Source organism: Mesorhizobium australicum, from assembly GCF_900177325.1.
In the GTDB taxonomy this organism is placed as follows: Bacteria; Pseudomonadota; Alphaproteobacteria; order Rhizobiales; family Rhizobiaceae; genus Mesorhizobium_A; species Mesorhizobium_A australicum_A.
In genome coordinates this window covers 2,585,796-2,599,376 of the sequence record NZ_FXBL01000004.1, presented here as the reverse complement: position 1 = coordinate 2,599,376, position 13,581 = coordinate 2,585,796, and the positions used below count along the sequence as shown (strand labels likewise).

17 protein-coding genes are annotated in these 13,581 nt (G+C 63.9%); 7 read left to right on the top strand and 10 right to left on the bottom strand.

What is annotated here, in order from left to right:
- Positions 1-42 precede the first annotated feature (42 nt).
- The 6 genes from B9Z03_RS15240 to B9Z03_RS15215 all read right to left on the bottom strand — a co-directional run bounded on the left by B9Z03_RS15240 (position 43) and on the right by B9Z03_RS15215 (position 3,865).
- Positions 43-387, bottom strand: a complete 345-nt coding sequence (locus B9Z03_RS15240; protein WP_085464987.1) for a cupin domain-containing protein — start codon at positions 385-387, stop codon at positions 43-45.
- A 2-nt stretch (positions 388-389) separates the two neighbouring features.
- On the bottom strand, positions 390-1,664 hold the full coding sequence (locus tag B9Z03_RS15235; protein WP_085464986.1) for an O-acetylhomoserine aminocarboxypropyltransferase: 1,275 nt from the start codon (positions 1,662-1,664) through the stop codon (positions 390-392).
- Between the two features lie 142 nt (positions 1,665-1,806).
- Positions 1,807-2,328 carry a CoA-binding protein gene (locus B9Z03_RS15230; protein ID WP_085464985.1) on the bottom strand — a complete coding sequence of 174 codons (522 nt, stop codon included), beginning with the start codon at positions 2,326-2,328 and terminating at the stop codon, positions 1,807-1,809.
- A gap of 49 nt (positions 2,329-2,377) precedes the next feature.
- Positions 2,378-2,806 (bottom strand): VOC family protein, encoded by a 429-nt coding sequence (locus B9Z03_RS15225; RefSeq protein ID WP_085464984.1) that lies wholly within the window; start codon positions 2,804-2,806, stop codon positions 2,378-2,380.
- Positions 2,806-3,039 carry a hypothetical protein gene (locus tag B9Z03_RS15220; RefSeq protein ID WP_085464983.1) on the bottom strand — a complete coding sequence of 78 codons (234 nt, stop codon included), beginning with the start codon at positions 3,037-3,039 and terminating at the stop codon, positions 2,806-2,808. Before B9Z03_RS15220 ends, B9Z03_RS15225 begins: the two co-directional genes overlap by 1 nt.
- A 1-nt stretch (position 3,040) precedes the next feature.
- Positions 3,041-3,865, bottom strand: a complete 825-nt coding sequence (locus B9Z03_RS15215) for an enoyl-CoA hydratase (protein ID WP_085464982.1) — start codon at positions 3,863-3,865, stop codon at positions 3,041-3,043.
- A 62-nt stretch (positions 3,866-3,927) separates the two neighbouring features.
- On the opposite strand from B9Z03_RS15215, the gene B9Z03_RS15210 reads away from it, so the two are divergent.
- The 4 genes from B9Z03_RS15210 to rpsI all read left to right on the top strand — a co-directional run bounded on the left by B9Z03_RS15210 (position 3,928) and on the right by rpsI (position 6,460).
- Positions 3,928-4,836, top strand: coding sequence for a crotonase/enoyl-CoA hydratase family protein (locus tag B9Z03_RS15210; RefSeq protein ID WP_085464981.1), 909 nt, complete (start codon positions 3,928-3,930; stop codon positions 4,834-4,836).
- Positions 4,837-4,847: 11 nt separating this feature from the next.
- Positions 4,848-5,297, top strand: coding sequence for a PaaI family thioesterase (locus tag B9Z03_RS15205; RefSeq protein WP_085464980.1), 450 nt, complete (start codon positions 4,848-4,850; stop codon positions 5,295-5,297).
- 222 nt (positions 5,298-5,519) lie between these two features.
- Complete coding sequence (gene rplM, locus B9Z03_RS15200; protein ID WP_085464979.1) at positions 5,520-5,981, top strand: 50S ribosomal protein L13; 462 nt, start codon at positions 5,520-5,522, stop codon at positions 5,979-5,981.
- Between the two features lie 2 nt (positions 5,982-5,983).
- A complete protein-coding gene (gene rpsI, locus B9Z03_RS15195) occupies positions 5,984-6,460 on the top strand; it encodes a 30S ribosomal protein S9 (RefSeq protein WP_085464978.1) in 477 nt (158 codons plus the stop codon).
- A gap of 60 nt (positions 6,461-6,520) precedes the next feature.
- On the opposite strand, the gene B9Z03_RS15190 is transcribed toward rpsI, so the two are convergent.
- Positions 6,521-7,762 (bottom strand): acyltransferase family protein, encoded by a 1,242-nt coding sequence (locus B9Z03_RS15190; RefSeq protein WP_176247531.1) that lies wholly within the window; start codon positions 7,760-7,762, stop codon positions 6,521-6,523.
- 120 nt (positions 7,763-7,882) lie between these two features.
- Complete coding sequence (locus tag B9Z03_RS15185; RefSeq protein WP_085464976.1) at positions 7,883-8,917, bottom strand: glycerophosphodiester phosphodiesterase family protein; 1,035 nt, start codon at positions 8,915-8,917, stop codon at positions 7,883-7,885.
- 144 nt (positions 8,918-9,061) lie between these two features.
- Between B9Z03_RS15185 and speB the strand changes: the two genes are divergently transcribed.
- Together speB and argC are read left to right on the top strand one after the other, a co-directional pair.
- On the top strand, positions 9,062-10,012 hold the full coding sequence (gene speB / locus B9Z03_RS15180) for an agmatinase (RefSeq protein ID WP_085464975.1): 951 nt from the start codon (positions 9,062-9,064) through the stop codon (positions 10,010-10,012).
- Positions 10,013-10,093: 81 nt separating this feature from the next.
- On the top strand, positions 10,094-11,026 hold the full coding sequence (gene argC, locus B9Z03_RS15175; RefSeq protein ID WP_085464974.1) for an N-acetyl-gamma-glutamyl-phosphate reductase: 933 nt from the start codon (positions 10,094-10,096) through the stop codon (positions 11,024-11,026).
- Here argC and B9Z03_RS15170 read toward each other — a convergent pair.
- The gene (locus tag B9Z03_RS15170) at positions 11,023-12,108 is read right to left on the bottom strand and encodes a COX15/CtaA family protein (protein WP_139832285.1); all 1,086 of its coding nucleotides are present in this window, start codon (positions 12,106-12,108) and stop codon (positions 11,023-11,025) included. The genes argC and B9Z03_RS15170 overlap by 4 nt on opposite strands.
- A 134-nt stretch (positions 12,109-12,242) precedes the next feature.
- Here B9Z03_RS15170 and B9Z03_RS15165 point away from each other — a divergent pair, with 134 nt between their 5' ends.
- Positions 12,243-12,452 (top strand): DUF2842 domain-containing protein, encoded by a 210-nt coding sequence (locus B9Z03_RS15165; protein WP_085464972.1) that lies wholly within the window; start codon positions 12,243-12,245, stop codon positions 12,450-12,452.
- Positions 12,453-12,455: 3 nt separating this feature from the next.
- Here B9Z03_RS15165 and B9Z03_RS15160 read toward each other — a convergent pair whose 3' ends face one another.
- Complete coding sequence (locus tag B9Z03_RS15160; RefSeq protein WP_085464971.1) at positions 12,456-13,514, bottom strand: polysaccharide deacetylase family protein; 1,059 nt, start codon at positions 13,512-13,514, stop codon at positions 12,456-12,458.
- Positions 13,515-13,581: the final 67 nt, after the last annotated feature.

The following is a 13,581-nucleotide window of genomic DNA, read 5'->3' as shown; positions in this document are numbered from 1 at the left end:
AGTCCGCTCGAGGCTCCCAGGCCAGACCGGGGTTCGCTCTCCCTACAGCCTGATCACATATTCCTTGCGAGTCGTTTCAAGGACCTCCCATGTTCCCTTGAAGCCGGGCCTGAGGACAAAGCTGTCGCCGGCCTTCACGGTCACCGCCGCGCCACCGTCTTCCGAGACGACCGAGATGCCCGACAGGATGTGGCAGAACTCCCACTCGTCGTAGGAGATCCGCCACTTGCCCAGCGTGGCCTCCCAGATGCCGGCATAGAGGCCACCCTCAGCCTCCTCGACATTCCAGGTGCGGGTGCGCGGATTGCCCGAAATGATCCGGTCGGCCGGCGGCGCGCCCTCTTCAGGCGCACCGCTCGTGTCGACCTTCAGGAAGAGAGCCGGCATCGTCAGCCGGCCTTGGCCAGCGCCTGCTTGAGGTCGGCAATGATGTCGTCAACGTTTTCCAGGCCGACGGACAGGCGGATGACGTCTGGACCAGCGCCGGCGGCGATCTTTTGCTCGTCCGAAAGCTGGCGATGCGTGGTCGAGGCCGGATGGATGATGAGCGAGCGCACGTCGCCGATGTTGGCGAGGTGCGAGAACAGTTCGACACCTTCGACCACCTTCACGCCCGCGTCGAAGCCGCCCTTCAGGCCGAAGGTGAACACCGCGCCCGCACCCTTGGGCGAATACTTCTGCTTCAACTCGTTGTTCGGGTCGGACGGAAGCCCCGGATAGGAGACCCAGGCGACCTGCGGCTGCCTCGACAGCCACTCGGCGACCTTCAGCGCGTTCTCGCAATGACGCTCCATACGCAGAGACAGCGTCTCGACGCCCTGTAGGATGAGGAAGGCGTTGAAAGGGGATATGGTCGGGCCGAAATCGCGCAGGCCGAGCACGCGGCAGGCAATTGCGAAGGCAAAATTGCCGAAGGTCTCGTGCAGGACGAGGCCGGCATATTCCGGACGCGGTTCTGAAAGCATCGGATAGTTGCCGCTCTTCGACCAGTCGAAGGTGCCGGCGTCGACGATCACGCCGCCCATCGAACTGCCGTGGCCGCCGATGAACTTGGTCAGCGAATGGACGACGATGTCGGCGCCATGTTCGATCGGCCGAACGAGATAGGGCGAGGCCATGGTGTTGTCGACGATGAACGGCAGGCCGTGCTTGTGGGCGATCTTCGCGATCGCTTCGATGTCGACGAAGGTGCCGCCCGGATTGGCGAGGCTCTCGACGAAGATCGCGCGGGTTTTGTCGTCAATCAACGCTTCGAGGCCGGCGAGATCGTCCGTGTCGGCGAAGCGTGCCTCCCAGCCGAAATTCTTGAAGGCATGGCCGAACTGATTGATCGAGCCGCCATAAAGGCGCTTGCCGGCGATGAAGTTCTCGCCCGGTCGCATGATGGTGTGGAAGACGAGCAGTTGCGCGCCATGGCCGGAAGACGTGGCAAGCGCGGCGGTACCGCCCTCGAGCGCGGCGATACGCTCTTCCAGCACAGCCTGGGTCGGGTTCATGATTCGGGTGTAGATGTTGCCGAAGGCCTTCAGCCCGAACAGCGAGGCGGCGTGATCGACGTCGTCGAAGACAAAGGAGGTCGTCTGGTAGATCGGCGTGGCGCGCGCGCCAGTGGCGGGGTCCGGCTTGGCGCCGGAGTGGATGGCGAGCGTGTCGAAACCTGGCATGGGGATCCTCCCTCGGATGCGTGTCTGAAATCCGCGCCAGTCTTCGCAAAGGCCGGGCACGAAAGCAAAGTCGTTTTTTCCGCTTTTGGCCGTCCGACGGCCGGAAAAGGCCCCTTCCGGACGGTGAGGCGAAACGCAGGTGCTATTTCTGGCGGATGCCGAAACTCTGAAAGCCCTGACGCATGATCGGCTTCTTGGAACTGATCGTACCGGAATTGACGCCGTTCCAGGCGATCTCGCCCGAAAGGCGGCCATATTCGATCTTCGGACAGCGGTTCATGACCACCTTGATTCCATGTGCCTCGGCCTTCGCGGCCGCCTCGTCATGGCGGACGGTCAGCTGCATCCAGATGACCTTGGGCAGCGGAGAGAGCGCCAGCGCCTCGTCGACGATCGGCGGCACCGCGTTCGAGGCGCGGAAGATGTCGACCATGTCGATCGGCACCGGCACATCGGCGAGCCGCGCATAGGTCATGCGGCCGAGGATCTCCTTGCCGGCATGGCCCGGATTGATCGGGTAGACGTCGTAACCCTTGTCGATGAGATATTTCGTGACGAAGAAGCTCGGCCGCACATCATTGGCCGAGGCGCCGACGATGGCGATCGTCTTTACCGAATTCAGGATGCCGGAAATGTAGGAATTTTCGTAGGCGTCGTGGTTCATGCTGGTTCTTCAGGCTGGCCGGCGCGTCTCGCGCCGCTCTATGGACAAGCTAAGCCTCGGGCGGAAGCGATATCGTTCCGTCGGCTGCGATTGGAAAATCAGGATTGTGGGCGACCTCCCAGAGATTATTCTCCGGATCGGCGAAATAGCCGTACCAGCCGCCCCAGAAGGCTTTCTGCGCCGGCTTGACGATGCGCCCGCCTGCCGTCTCCGCCTTGTCCAGCACCTCCGCGACCTCTTCGCGCGAACGGGTGTTGTAGGCGAGATAGACACGCGAAACGCCGCCGCCAAAGGTTACGCCGCTGTCTTCCTCGGCGGCGGGGCGGGAGAACAGCCCAAGGATTGCCCCACCCATCTGGAAGAATGCGACGCCGTCGGTGATGCCCTTGTGGCGCTCCAGCCCCATCGCCCCGTAGAAGGCAGCGCAGCTGTCGAGATCGTCCACCGCGATCGTGACGATGGAGAGGCGCGGCTCCATCACTTGAATCCGAACGTCGACTTCAGGATCGCGAAAAGCTCGCGCCCGCCTGCCTCGTCTAGCTGGATCGTCTGACTGACCTTCCCAGGCATATCGCGAGTTGGTCGCCCAAATGTTGAGATTTGAAGCAGCTTCCTGCCGTCAACCTCACTCACATAAAATTTTGCCTCAACCGGATCATGCAGTTGCATTCGCTGCAACTCTGCCCGTTCAAGCACATCGATACGGGCCATCTCATTCCTCCGTCCAGATCGGCTTGCGCTTGGAGATGAAGGCGGAAATCCCCTCCTCCGCGTCGCGGGCGAGCAGGTTGTCGACCATCACGCGCCCTGCATAGGCGTAGGCGTCCTCCAGCCCCATCTCCACCTGGTCGTAGAAGGCCTTCTTGCCGAAGGCGACGGCCTGAGGAGATTTGGCGGCAATGACTTGCGCGTATTTGTTCACGACCTGAGTCAGATATTCCTCCGGCACGACGCGATTGACGATGCCGAACTCGCGCGCGGTGGCGGCATCGACCATCTCGCCGGTAAGCAGCATCTCCATCGCGTGCTTGCGTTTCATGCCGCGGGCCAGCGCCACGCCCGGCGTGGTGCAGAACAGGCCGACATCGATGCCGTTGACGCCGAAGGTGGAACGTTGGGACGCGATCGCCAGGTCGCAGGAAGCGACGAGCTGACAGCCGGCCGCCGTCGCGATGCCGTCAACTTCTGCGATAATGGGCTTGGGATGTCGCACGATCGATTGCATCAGCACCGAGCAGGCCGCGAAGGTCTCTTCGAAGAAGGCTTCGCCCTTGTCCGGCGCATTGCGGCCGGCGGTCATCTGCTTCAAGTCGTGGCCGGCGCAGAACACCTTGCCGGGCACCGCGGCGATCACAACAACGCGCACGCCCTTGTCATCGCGCGCCTCATCCAGCGCCTGCTGCAGCGTCGCCATCATCTCTAGCGACAGCGCGTTGGCGGGCCTATTGGCAAGCGTGACGCGCAGCACCTTGCCCTCGCGCGACTTCCACACCAGCCCTTCCGGCTCGTCCCGCCTGATCGCCACGACTTCGGCCATCACCACCTCCTTCAAACCAGGGAAGGAGAAATAGCACGGCCCGACTTGATGGCCACCGCTGAATTCTCTTACGTTTACGAAAACGGAAGCCGGAACGGGAGGAGCGCGTGTCCAGGGTTCTCTACGAAAAAGATGGCCGGATCGGCCGGATCACGCTCAACCGCCCCGAGGCGATGAATGCGATCGACGATCTGTTGCCGGTCGAACTCGCCGATTGCGTCGCGCGGGCGAATGCCGATCCGGGTGTCCATGTCATCATCCTCTCGGGTGCGGGACGCGCCTTTAGCGCCGGCTACGACCTCGCCTACTACGCGCAGGCGACCGGTGGCGCGGGCCACGCGGCGACGCAGGACATGCCGTGGGATCCGATGAAAGACTACGCCTTCATGATGCGCAACACGGAGCTGTTCATGTCGCTCTGGCGCTCCTACCGGCCGGTGATCGCCAAGGTGCACGGTTTCGCGGTGGCCGGAGGCTCGGACATCGCGCTCTGCTGCGACATGATCGTGATGGAGGACGAGGCGGAGATCGGCTACATGCCTGTGCGCGTCTGGGGCTGCCCGACGACGGCGATGTGGGTCTATCGGCTCGGACCGGAGCGTGCCAAGCGGATGCTGTTCACCGGTGACCGGATCAAAGGTCCGGAGGCGGAGCGGATCGGGCTGGTGCTGAAATCCGTGCCAGCAGAGGAACTCGACGCCGAGGTCGAGCGGCTCGCCGAACGGATGGCGACAGTCCCGGTCAACCAACTGATGATGCAGAAGCTGGTCGTCAATCAGGCGATCGAGGCGATGGGGCTGAAGCAAACGCAGATGTTCGCCACCCTCTTCGACGGCATCACGCGGCACTCGCCCGAGGGCATCAATTTCAAGCACCGGGCGGAAGAGGTCGGCTGGAAACAGGCGGTGCGCGAGCGCGACCTCGGCACCTTCGACTGGACCGCCAACCGCCCGATCAACCACACGAAATAGCTGGACCATTCATGCCGAAGCAGACCGCGCTCACCCCGGTGATGACCGCCGACGAGATCAACGACTATCTGAACGTCGTCTATCCGCAGCTCAATGACCAGTATTCCGACTATGTCGCCATCGACGTGAAGCCGGGCGAATGTACCGTCAGGCTCAATGCCAACGAGCGGCACTTGCGCCCCGGAGACACGGTGTCGGGACCCTGCCTGTTCACCCTCGCCGACATCGGCGGCTATGCATGCGTGCTCAGCCACATAGGCCGCGAGGCGCTGGCGGTGACGACGAACCTCAACATCAACTTCATGCGCAAAGCGACGGCAGGGCCTGTTGACGGGCACTGCCGCATCCTCAAGCTCGGCAAGACGCTGATGGTGTTCGACATCGACATCGTCGCCGACGGCGCCACCGTGGCGCATGCCACGGGAACCTACGCAATCCCGCCGAGGAAGCAGATTGCATAGGGGTAAAATAATACCCCACCCCCAACCCATTGTTATGGTTACATTTCCTGCGCACGGCAGGACATACACTTGATTGACGCGCACCTTGAGATGCCCTATACGCCTTTCCTGACGCAGCGGCCTCCGGGCCGCCGTTTCATTGTTGGTGCCTCGCGCGCCAACGCAAGCAACAAGAAACGCCCTACCCGGCTCGCCGGCAGGGTTCCAACTAAGGCAATGTCCATGTCCACATTTTCGCAGAAGCCTGCGGATGTGACGAAGAAGTGGGTGCTCATCGACGCCGAAGGTCTCGTCGTCGGCCGCCTCGCTTCAATCGTCGCCAACATCCTGCGCGGCAAGAACAAGCCAACCTTCACCCCCCACGTCGATGACGGCGACAACGTCATCATCGTCAACGCTGCCAAGGTGGCGCTTACCGGCAAGAAGTACACCGACAAGATGTACTACTGGCACACCGGCCATCCGGGCGGCATCAAGGAGCGCACCGCGCGCGACCTGCTTGAGGGTCGTTTCCCCGAGCGCGTGGTCGAGAAGGCCGTTGAACGCATGATCCCGCGCGGCCCGCTCGGCCGTCGCCAGATGAAGAATCTCAAGGTCTATGCCGGTGCCGAGCACCCGCATGAGGCCCAGCAGCCGGTCGTCCTCGACGTCGCGGCGATGAACCGCAAGAACAAGAGGGCCTAACGATGGCTGATCTCAGCTCTCTCTCCCAGCTCGGCACGGTCGCGGCTTCGGTCCAGCCGGCAGCTCCCGTCCATGTGCAGAAGCTCGACAAGCAGGGCCGCGCCTACGCGACCGGCAAGCGCAAGGACGCGATCGCCCGCGTGTGGGTCAAGCCCGGCTCGGGCAAGATCATCATCAACGACAAAGAGTTCAAGGCCTACTTCGCGCGGCCGGTGCTCCAGATGATCCTGCAGCAGCCGATCGTCGCCTCCAACCGCAACGGCCAGTACGACATCGTCGCCACGGTCCAGGGCGGCGGCCTTTCCGGCCAGGCAGGCGCGGTGCGCCACGGCATCTCGAAGGCGCTGACCTATTACGAGCCGGCCCTGCGCTCGGTGCTCAAGAAGGGCGGGTTCCTCACCCGCGACTCGCGCACGGTGGAACGCAAGAAGTACGGCAAGGCGAAGGCCCGTCGTTCGTTCCAGTTCTCGAAGCGCTAAACCCCTTCGATATCGCAGATGGAAGGCCGCCTCCGGGCGGCCTTTTCTTTTGGGCTGCTGTCAGGCGGTGCGTGACGGTGCAACTCTTTCGACCGACTCGCTCTTCCTGCTGAAGAGCCTATCCGCCTGCCGGCGGAACCAGTCACGACCCGGCTGTTCGATCGCCCGGTAGGTGACGAGGCTGACGGCGATCGTCAAGCCGACGATCGCCAGCACGAGCAGATCCCCGGCAAACGGATTGCCGAGATCGACCCCCTCCCCTCCATGTCCCATCGGCACGACCATGTTCGTGCCGGTCAGCTTGTCCGCCAGACGCGCGACATTGGTCACGCGCATGACGAGGAACATATGGACCATGTAGATCGAGAAGGAGACGAGGCCGACGGCGACAAACGGGCGCGTGCGCAGGATCGCGCTGACGCCCCCCCTCTCCGCGGCGAAGACAAGCACCACGAGCGCGAAGACGAAAGGCGCGGCGAAGGCCGCCGGAGTGCGATAGGCATAGCTCACGAAGCCGAGGGCCAGAAAGATTGCCGCGATTTCCAACAGCGTCGGATTCACGCCCCCCTGCCCGACCGCGGCCCGCGAATACGAACGGGCCGCGCCGCCGACCGCCAGCCGGTAGGCAAGCACTCCCACCGAAAGCCCGTAGATCGCGCGCAGGTCGCCGAAATCGTAGGTGGACTCCATGCCGTGCGGCGCGAACGCCCAGAGCGACCATCCGGACAGGACGGCGCCGGCAACTGCCGCCATCCACAGGAAGCGCCCCAGCAACAGGGCTGCCAGCCCGAAGGCGACATAGGCGACCATCTCGGCCGCGATGCTCCAGGCCGGTGTGTTCCAGGTGAGTTGGTCATGCGTGCCGACATGCAAGAGGATAACGTTGGTGGGAATGGCCAAGATGTCGTTCGTGCCGGTAAACGCCGCGTCTCCGGCCGCCCCCAGGCTGGGAGCGAGCGATTTGCCCGTCTCCATCAGGATGAACAGGATCAGCATGACGAGGTGCAACGGGAACACGCGCCCGACGCGCAACACCATGAAGCGGCCGAAATCCGCCCCGGTCGACAGTCGCCCGGAATAAGCATGAGCGATCACGAAGCCGGACAGCACGAAGAAGAAATCGACGAACATCTCGCCGGCCCGCACCAGCGAGGCGTCGCGCACATGGCTCGCGACCTGGGCATGGAACAGAATGATGAAAACCGCCGCCAGGCCGCGCCAACTGTCCAGTGCCTCGAATCGGACCGGGCCATCGGCCCGGACGGCGGCTGCCTGTTGTGCCGTAATGAGGTCCTTAGCCACCGTATCCCCCCGCTTTCGTTCACGCCTGTCGCATAGGGGGACAGGTGGACGTATCGTCACTTCCGTCCTCCGCCCGTCGCAAAATGCGGGCCAGACACAGAGGCGAGGCTGGGGATGGCGCTACCTTGCGGCGGCTTGCTGCGTACCGGCGGCATAGGGGCGCCGGTAGCCGTTCGCATCGAGCCAGCGGATAGCTTCGCCGGGCTCGTCGGTCTGGATGATGGTTGCGCCGCGGTCGACCCAGAATCCGAAAGCCTCGCCGGGCAGATCGGCCTCTACGGCAAGCTGATCGCCTCGGCCGCCGGCAAGCATCCCGGCGCTCTTGTTGACGATGCCATAGGTGTTAACCCAGAGATGCCAGCCGCCGCGCACGGCCACCGCCCGCGCCCTCGTTCCGAAAAGCGGGCCACCGTCGGGCGTCATCGGCTGGCCGTCTTTATGCCAGGCGATCAGTTCCACCGCATCGGCTGACACCGTGCTCGTCACGCGTTCCAGCAGACCCGGATCGCGCACCGCATCATCCGCCACGATGGGCATGAATATCACGCCGCGCGGCATCAGGCCGATCAGCCGATGCGCCTCGGCGATGCGTTCCTCGTTCCAGAGGTTGAGCTTCACCACGAGATGGTCGGCGAGACCGAGACGTTCGGCGAGTTGCGTCATGCCGACGAGGTCGTCGGGCGCGAGCTTGTTGTCGATGTTCACCATGATGCGGCCTCGCGCGGCCTCAAGATATTCGGCGAGGGTCGGGACGGCTTCGTCCGTAGGAATGCTGGTCCCCTCGACCACCAGTTGGCAGGTTCTCAGTTCGGCCAGCGTGCGGTCCGCAACCTCGCCGCGACAGTTGGTGGTACGATCGAGCCAAGTGTCGTGCACTACGACATACGTCCCGTCCGAGGATTTCTGTACGTCGATCTCGACCATCTCGGCGCCTATCGAGATCGCATCGGCCAGTGCGGCGCGCGAATTCTCCGGGAAGCGCGACTTGCGCGCCTGGAGACCGCCGGCGCGGTGTGCCACGACCATCACATGGTCGCGCCATTGATTGGCGCTGGACAGGCGCTCACGGATCTCACCGACGCGCCCAGCGTCCGCGAGAGCGAGCCCACATCCCAACAGGACTGACAGGAGGATGCCGCCGATTATGGCTCGCATGCGTTCGAATCGTTCCACCGCTATTCTGGAGCGGCTCGTACCGGCATCGGGTGACAGGCGCGTGAAACGAAGATGACGCTTTTTCCTGTTGCGATACCGTCGTGGACGCGGGATAGGTTCCGCCGCGACAGAGGAAGGACGTCCATGGCCGCGAACTCGATCGACAATGCCTTCGTCGCGCGCGGTTTTGCCGGCGCGTCCTACGAGCCGACCTATGCCGGCGCGCTGTCGTTCATGCGGCGCAAGTATTCGAAGAACGTGAAGGGCGCCGACGCGATCGTCTGGGGTATCCCGTTCGACGCCGCGGTGACGAACCGCCCGGGTGCGCGCTTCGGACCGCAAGGCATCCGGCGCGCCTCGGCGATCATGGACAATGACGCGCAGTATCCCTTCAACGACGAGTTCATCGACCGGCTCGCCGTGGTCGACTACGGCGATTGCCTGCTCGATTCGGGCAACCACCAGAAGACACCAGGCATCATCGAGCGTGAGGCGACGAAGCTGATCCGCAACGGCGCGTTCCTGCTCTCGCTCGGCGGCGACCATTTCGTCACTTGGCCGATCCTCAAAGCGCATGCGGCGAAATACGGCCCGCTGTCGCTCGTGCAGTTCGACGCCCATCAGGACACTTGGGACGACGACGGCAGGCGCATCGACCATGGTTCCTTTGTCCTGCGCGCGGTGCGCGAGGGCGTCATCGATCCGGCGACCTCGATCCAGATCGGCATCCGTACCCACGCGCCGACCGACTGCGGGATAAAAATTCTCTATGGCTACGATGTCGAGGAGATGCGCGCCGCTGAAATCGCGAACGCGATCCTCGACCGCACCCGTGGCCGCAAGACCTATGTCAGCTTTGACATCGATTGCCTGGACCCGGCCTTCGCACCCGGAACCGGCACGCCGGTTGCAGGAGGCCCGTCCTCTGCCAAGATGCTGTCGGTGCTGCGCCTGCTCGACCGACTGGATATGGTAGGTGCGGACGTGGTGGAGGTCGCGCCAGCCTACGATCATGCCGACATCACCTCGATCGCGGCGTCCAACATCGCAATGTACTACCTCGGCCTGCTTTCGGCGCGAAAGGCCCGCGGCTAACGCATCGATTCAACAGTTTGGCGGATTGATTCCGGCGGCTGGCGTAACCATCTGAACGACCTCACTTTCCGGACCACGGGCATGAAACCGAAAATCTTCATCGATGGCGAACACGGCACCACCGGCCTGCAGATCAGGCAGCGCCTTGCCGCGCGTCACGATCTCGACGTGCTGTCGATCCCGGAAGCCGAACGTCGCAACCGCGCCGCGCGGGAGGATTTCCTCAAGAGCGCCGACATCGCGATCCTTTGCTTGCCGGATGACGCCGCGAAGGAATCCGTCGCTATCCTTGAGGGGCAGAACTCGACCCGCATCATCGACACGTCGACTGCACATCGGGTCCATCCCGATTGGGCCTACGGCTTCGCGGAAATGGACAAGGCGCAGGCCGAGCGAATCGCGTCCGCGCGGCTCGTCGCCAATCCAGGCTGCTACCCAACCGGTGCGATCGGGCTGATCCGCCCGCTCGTTGCGGCCGGACTCCTGCCGGCGGACTATCCGGTCACGGTCAACGCCGTGTCCGGCTACACCGGCGGCGGCAAGCAGATGATCGCACAGATGGAGGATCCGTCGAATCCCGACTACATCGCCGCGCCGCATTTCCTCTACGGCTTGCCGCTGCAGCACAAGCACGTCGCGGAGATGAAGCAGCACGGGCTGGTCGAGCGTCGGCCCCTCTTCTCGCCCAGCGTCGGCCGCTTCGCGCAGGGCATGCTGGTGCAGGTACCGCTGTTCCTCGAAGAATTGAACGGTGCGCCGACGCTCGCCAAGCTGCACGACGCACTGGCTTCGCACTATGCGGGCCAGTCAATCGTCGAGGTCGTCCCGCTGGAGGAGAGCGCGAAGCTTGCGCGCCTCGACCCGACCGAGCTTGCCGGCACCGACCGTATGAAGCTCTTCGTCCTCGGCAGCGAGGGCAAGGGCCAGGCGAACCTGGTCGCCTCGCTGGACAATCTCGGCAAGGGCGCCTCAGGCGCGGCGGTGCAGAACATGGACCTGATGCTGGACGCCTAAGCTCCACGCGGCATGGGACGGGGGTATTCTCCTACCGTGCCGCGCCAGTGCGCCACTGCGAAGCCGAGGACCATGATCGCGAAGGCGTGGTGAAGCAGCGCCCAGCCGAAGGGCACTACCAGCAGCAGCGCCGTGATGCCGAGCGCGGCCTGCGCCACAATCATCAGGAGCAGCAGAACCGCGCGGCGCGCATGCGTCGTGCCGGGATCGGCGCGCCACGCCGCGACCGCATGGAGAACAGCAACCGCCAGCACGAGATAGGCGCCGAGCCTGTGTGCGAACTGCACGGTCTTCGGGTTCTCGAACAAGTTGATCCACCACGGCTGCTGAACGAACAGGTCGCCCGGCACAAGGCTTCCGTCCATCAGCGGCCAGGTATTGTAGGCCATGCCGGCATCAAGACCAGCAACCAGCGCGCCAAGGTAGATCTGGAAGAGGACGAGCAGCGCCATCGCGCCGGCCAACCGGCGGGTGCCGGACGACGCCGGTCCTTCGGAATGCGGCGCGAGCCCACGCGCGACCCACATCACGGCGGCGAAGATGATGCAAGCGAGGGTGAGGTGTACGGCCAGCCGGTACTGCGAGACGCTGACGCGCTCGCTGAGCCCCGAGGCGACCATCCACCAGCCGATGAAGCCCTGGAAGCCGCCCAGCGCGAAAAGGCCGAGCAGCCGCGGCTTCAACTGGCTCTCGAGTCGCCCGGTGAACCAGAAGAAAACAAGTGGCAGAGCCATCACCACACCGACCAGGCGCGCAATGAGCCGGTGCGCCCACTCCCACCAGAAGATCGACTTGAACTCGTCGAGGCTCATGCCCTTGTTGATCTGCTGGTATTGAGGGATTTGGCGATAGAGATCGAACTCTTCCTGCCATTCCGCCTCGCTGAGCGGTGGGATGACGCCGTGGATCGGCTTCCATTCGGTGATCGACAGGCCGGAATCGGTCAGGCGCGTTGCGCCGCCGACGATGAACAGCGCGAAAAGTACGACCAGCACGACATAGAGCCATATGCGCACGGCGCGGCGCGAGGCCGCCTCACGGCGGCGCGCGTCATATGTATCGATCGCAGCAGACGTTGCCATTCCTGTCGTCCCGACGGCACCCATGCCGCAGCCGATACCCTCTTTGGCCGGCCCTGTCGCGTGACAAGCGGTCGCGCGGCCTCGCTTTACGGCGGCCGGCTGACGGGACTATAGGGAGCGCGAAAGGAAACCCCATGCCCGTCCGCATCCGCAAGCTGATCGGAACCGTGCTCCTGATCGTGCTCGTCATCTTGTATGCCTGGATCGCCACGACGGTCGCCGTCGCTCGGCTCGGCGAGTCCGGGCCGCTGGTGCACCTGACCTACTTCCTGCTGACGGGGCTTTTGTGGATCCTGCCGGCGATGGGCATCATCAAGTGGATGGTGAAACAGCCGAAGGCCTGATCGTCACACTGTCACGAACGTCCTGCCCCGGTTGGCGAGGGGGGTGGTTACGCCGTTGACCATGGTCTTGATATGGCCGACCTGCTGGTAGCGACCGTTGATGGAAATGCGCGGCAGGGCGTGGAGATGGCCGGCATGGGCGGGATAGAGCACGCCGTGCCGGGTGGTGACGGCGGTCGCGAAGCCGAGTTCGGCCGCAATCCGTGCTTCGCGCGCCCCCACCGCGGTCTCGTAGCCATAGGGATAAGCGAGATGGCGCGGCGTCTGGCCAAGCTCGATCTCGAGATATTTCACGCCGTCGCTCATCTCGCGGCGAACCTGCTCTTCCGACAGGCGCTTGAGATTGAAGTGATGGAGGGTGTGGGCGCCAATGGTCAGAAGCGGGTGCCGGGAGGCGCGCCTCACCTCGTCCCACGTCATCAGCGTCTCGCGTGAAGGTCGAGCATGGTCTACTCCGCTCGCGGCCGCGAGCGCGCGGATGACGCGGCGCTGCTCCTCTTCCGGCAGCTCCGTCGTCAGGTAGTCGTGGATCGCGACATTGGCACGGACCTTTTCGACAGGGGTCGACGCATCGACGGCCATGCGCCCCTTGGCGGTGTCGATATAGAGCCTGTCGCTACGGTAGACGATCTCCTCCAGCACGTCCCACCAGAGGTCGATCGTTCCTTCGATCAAGGCCGGTGCGACATAGATCGTCATCGGCGCGCCGTGCTTTTCGAGCACAGGCAGAGCGCAGGTCACGTTGTCGCGGTAGCCGTCGTCGGCGGTGATGGCGATGAAGCGCTCCGAGCCGGCCGGTGCGGTCAGAAGGTCCGGCACCTCGTCCATCGACACGAAGCGGAAGCCGAGCGTCTTCATCTCGCAAAGTACCGCGTCAAGGAATTCGGGCGTGATCGCCAGATGCCGGTTGATGCCCGACGGCAAAGCTGGATCGCGCGTGACGCGGTGCAACATCAAGATCGCGCCGGAACCCGCGGTGAACCGCGCAGCCAATGCGCCGAGACCGCTGAATCTCGCCATGTTGAGGGCGAGCTTTCGCAGCAACTCCCCCCTGTCGATCATTGATTCACCTTTTCCGCGTAGTTTCATCGCGCCGGAAGACGCGACGAGGCACCGTACCGGGCAAGGA

Excerpts from the sequence above, each read along its gene's own strand:
- rpsI (WP_085464978.1), top strand. The coding sequence starts at position 5,984 with ATGGCTGATCTCAGCTCTCTCTCCCAGCTCGGCACGGTCGCGGCTTCG.
- speB (WP_085464975.1), top strand. The coding sequence starts at position 9,062 with ATGGCCGCGAACTCGATCGACAATGCCTTCGTCGCGCGCGGTTTTGCC.
- B9Z03_RS15205 (WP_085464980.1), top strand. The coding sequence starts at position 4,848 with ATGCCGAAGCAGACCGCGCTCACCCCGGTGATGACCGCCGACGAGATC.
- B9Z03_RS15240 (WP_085464987.1), bottom strand. The coding sequence starts at position 387 with ATGCCGGCTCTCTTCCTGAAGGTCGACACGAGCGGTGCGCCTGAAGAG.
- rplM (WP_085464979.1), top strand. The coding sequence starts at position 5,520 with ATGTCCACATTTTCGCAGAAGCCTGCGGATGTGACGAAGAAGTGGGTG.
- B9Z03_RS15165 (WP_085464972.1), top strand. The coding sequence starts at position 12,243 with ATGCCCGTCCGCATCCGCAAGCTGATCGGAACCGTGCTCCTGATCGTG.
- B9Z03_RS15215 (WP_085464982.1), bottom strand. The coding sequence starts at position 3,865 with ATGGCCGAAGTCGTGGCGATCAGGCGGGACGAGCCGGAAGGGCTGGTG.
- argC (WP_085464974.1), top strand. The coding sequence starts at position 10,094 with ATGAAACCGAAAATCTTCATCGATGGCGAACACGGCACCACCGGCCTG.
- B9Z03_RS15225 (WP_085464984.1), bottom strand. The coding sequence starts at position 2,806 with ATGGAGCCGCGCCTCTCCATCGTCACGATCGCGGTGGACGATCTCGAC.
- B9Z03_RS15235 (WP_085464986.1), bottom strand. The coding sequence starts at position 1,664 with ATGCCAGGTTTCGACACGCTCGCCATCCACTCCGGCGCCAAGCCGGAC.
- B9Z03_RS15230 (WP_085464985.1), bottom strand. The coding sequence starts at position 2,328 with ATGAACCACGACGCCTACGAAAATTCCTACATTTCCGGCATCCTGAAT.
- B9Z03_RS15160 (WP_085464971.1), bottom strand. The coding sequence starts at position 13,514 with ATGATCGACAGGGGGGAGTTGCTGCGAAAGCTCGCCCTCAACATGGCG.
- B9Z03_RS15185 (WP_085464976.1), bottom strand. The coding sequence starts at position 8,917 with ATGCGAGCCATAATCGGCGGCATCCTCCTGTCAGTCCTGTTGGGATGT.
- B9Z03_RS15220 (WP_085464983.1), bottom strand. The coding sequence starts at position 3,039 with ATGGCCCGTATCGATGTGCTTGAACGGGCAGAGTTGCAGCGAATGCAA.
- B9Z03_RS15170 (WP_139832285.1), bottom strand. The coding sequence starts at position 12,108 with ATGGCAACGTCTGCTGCGATCGATACATATGACGCGCGCCGCCGTGAG.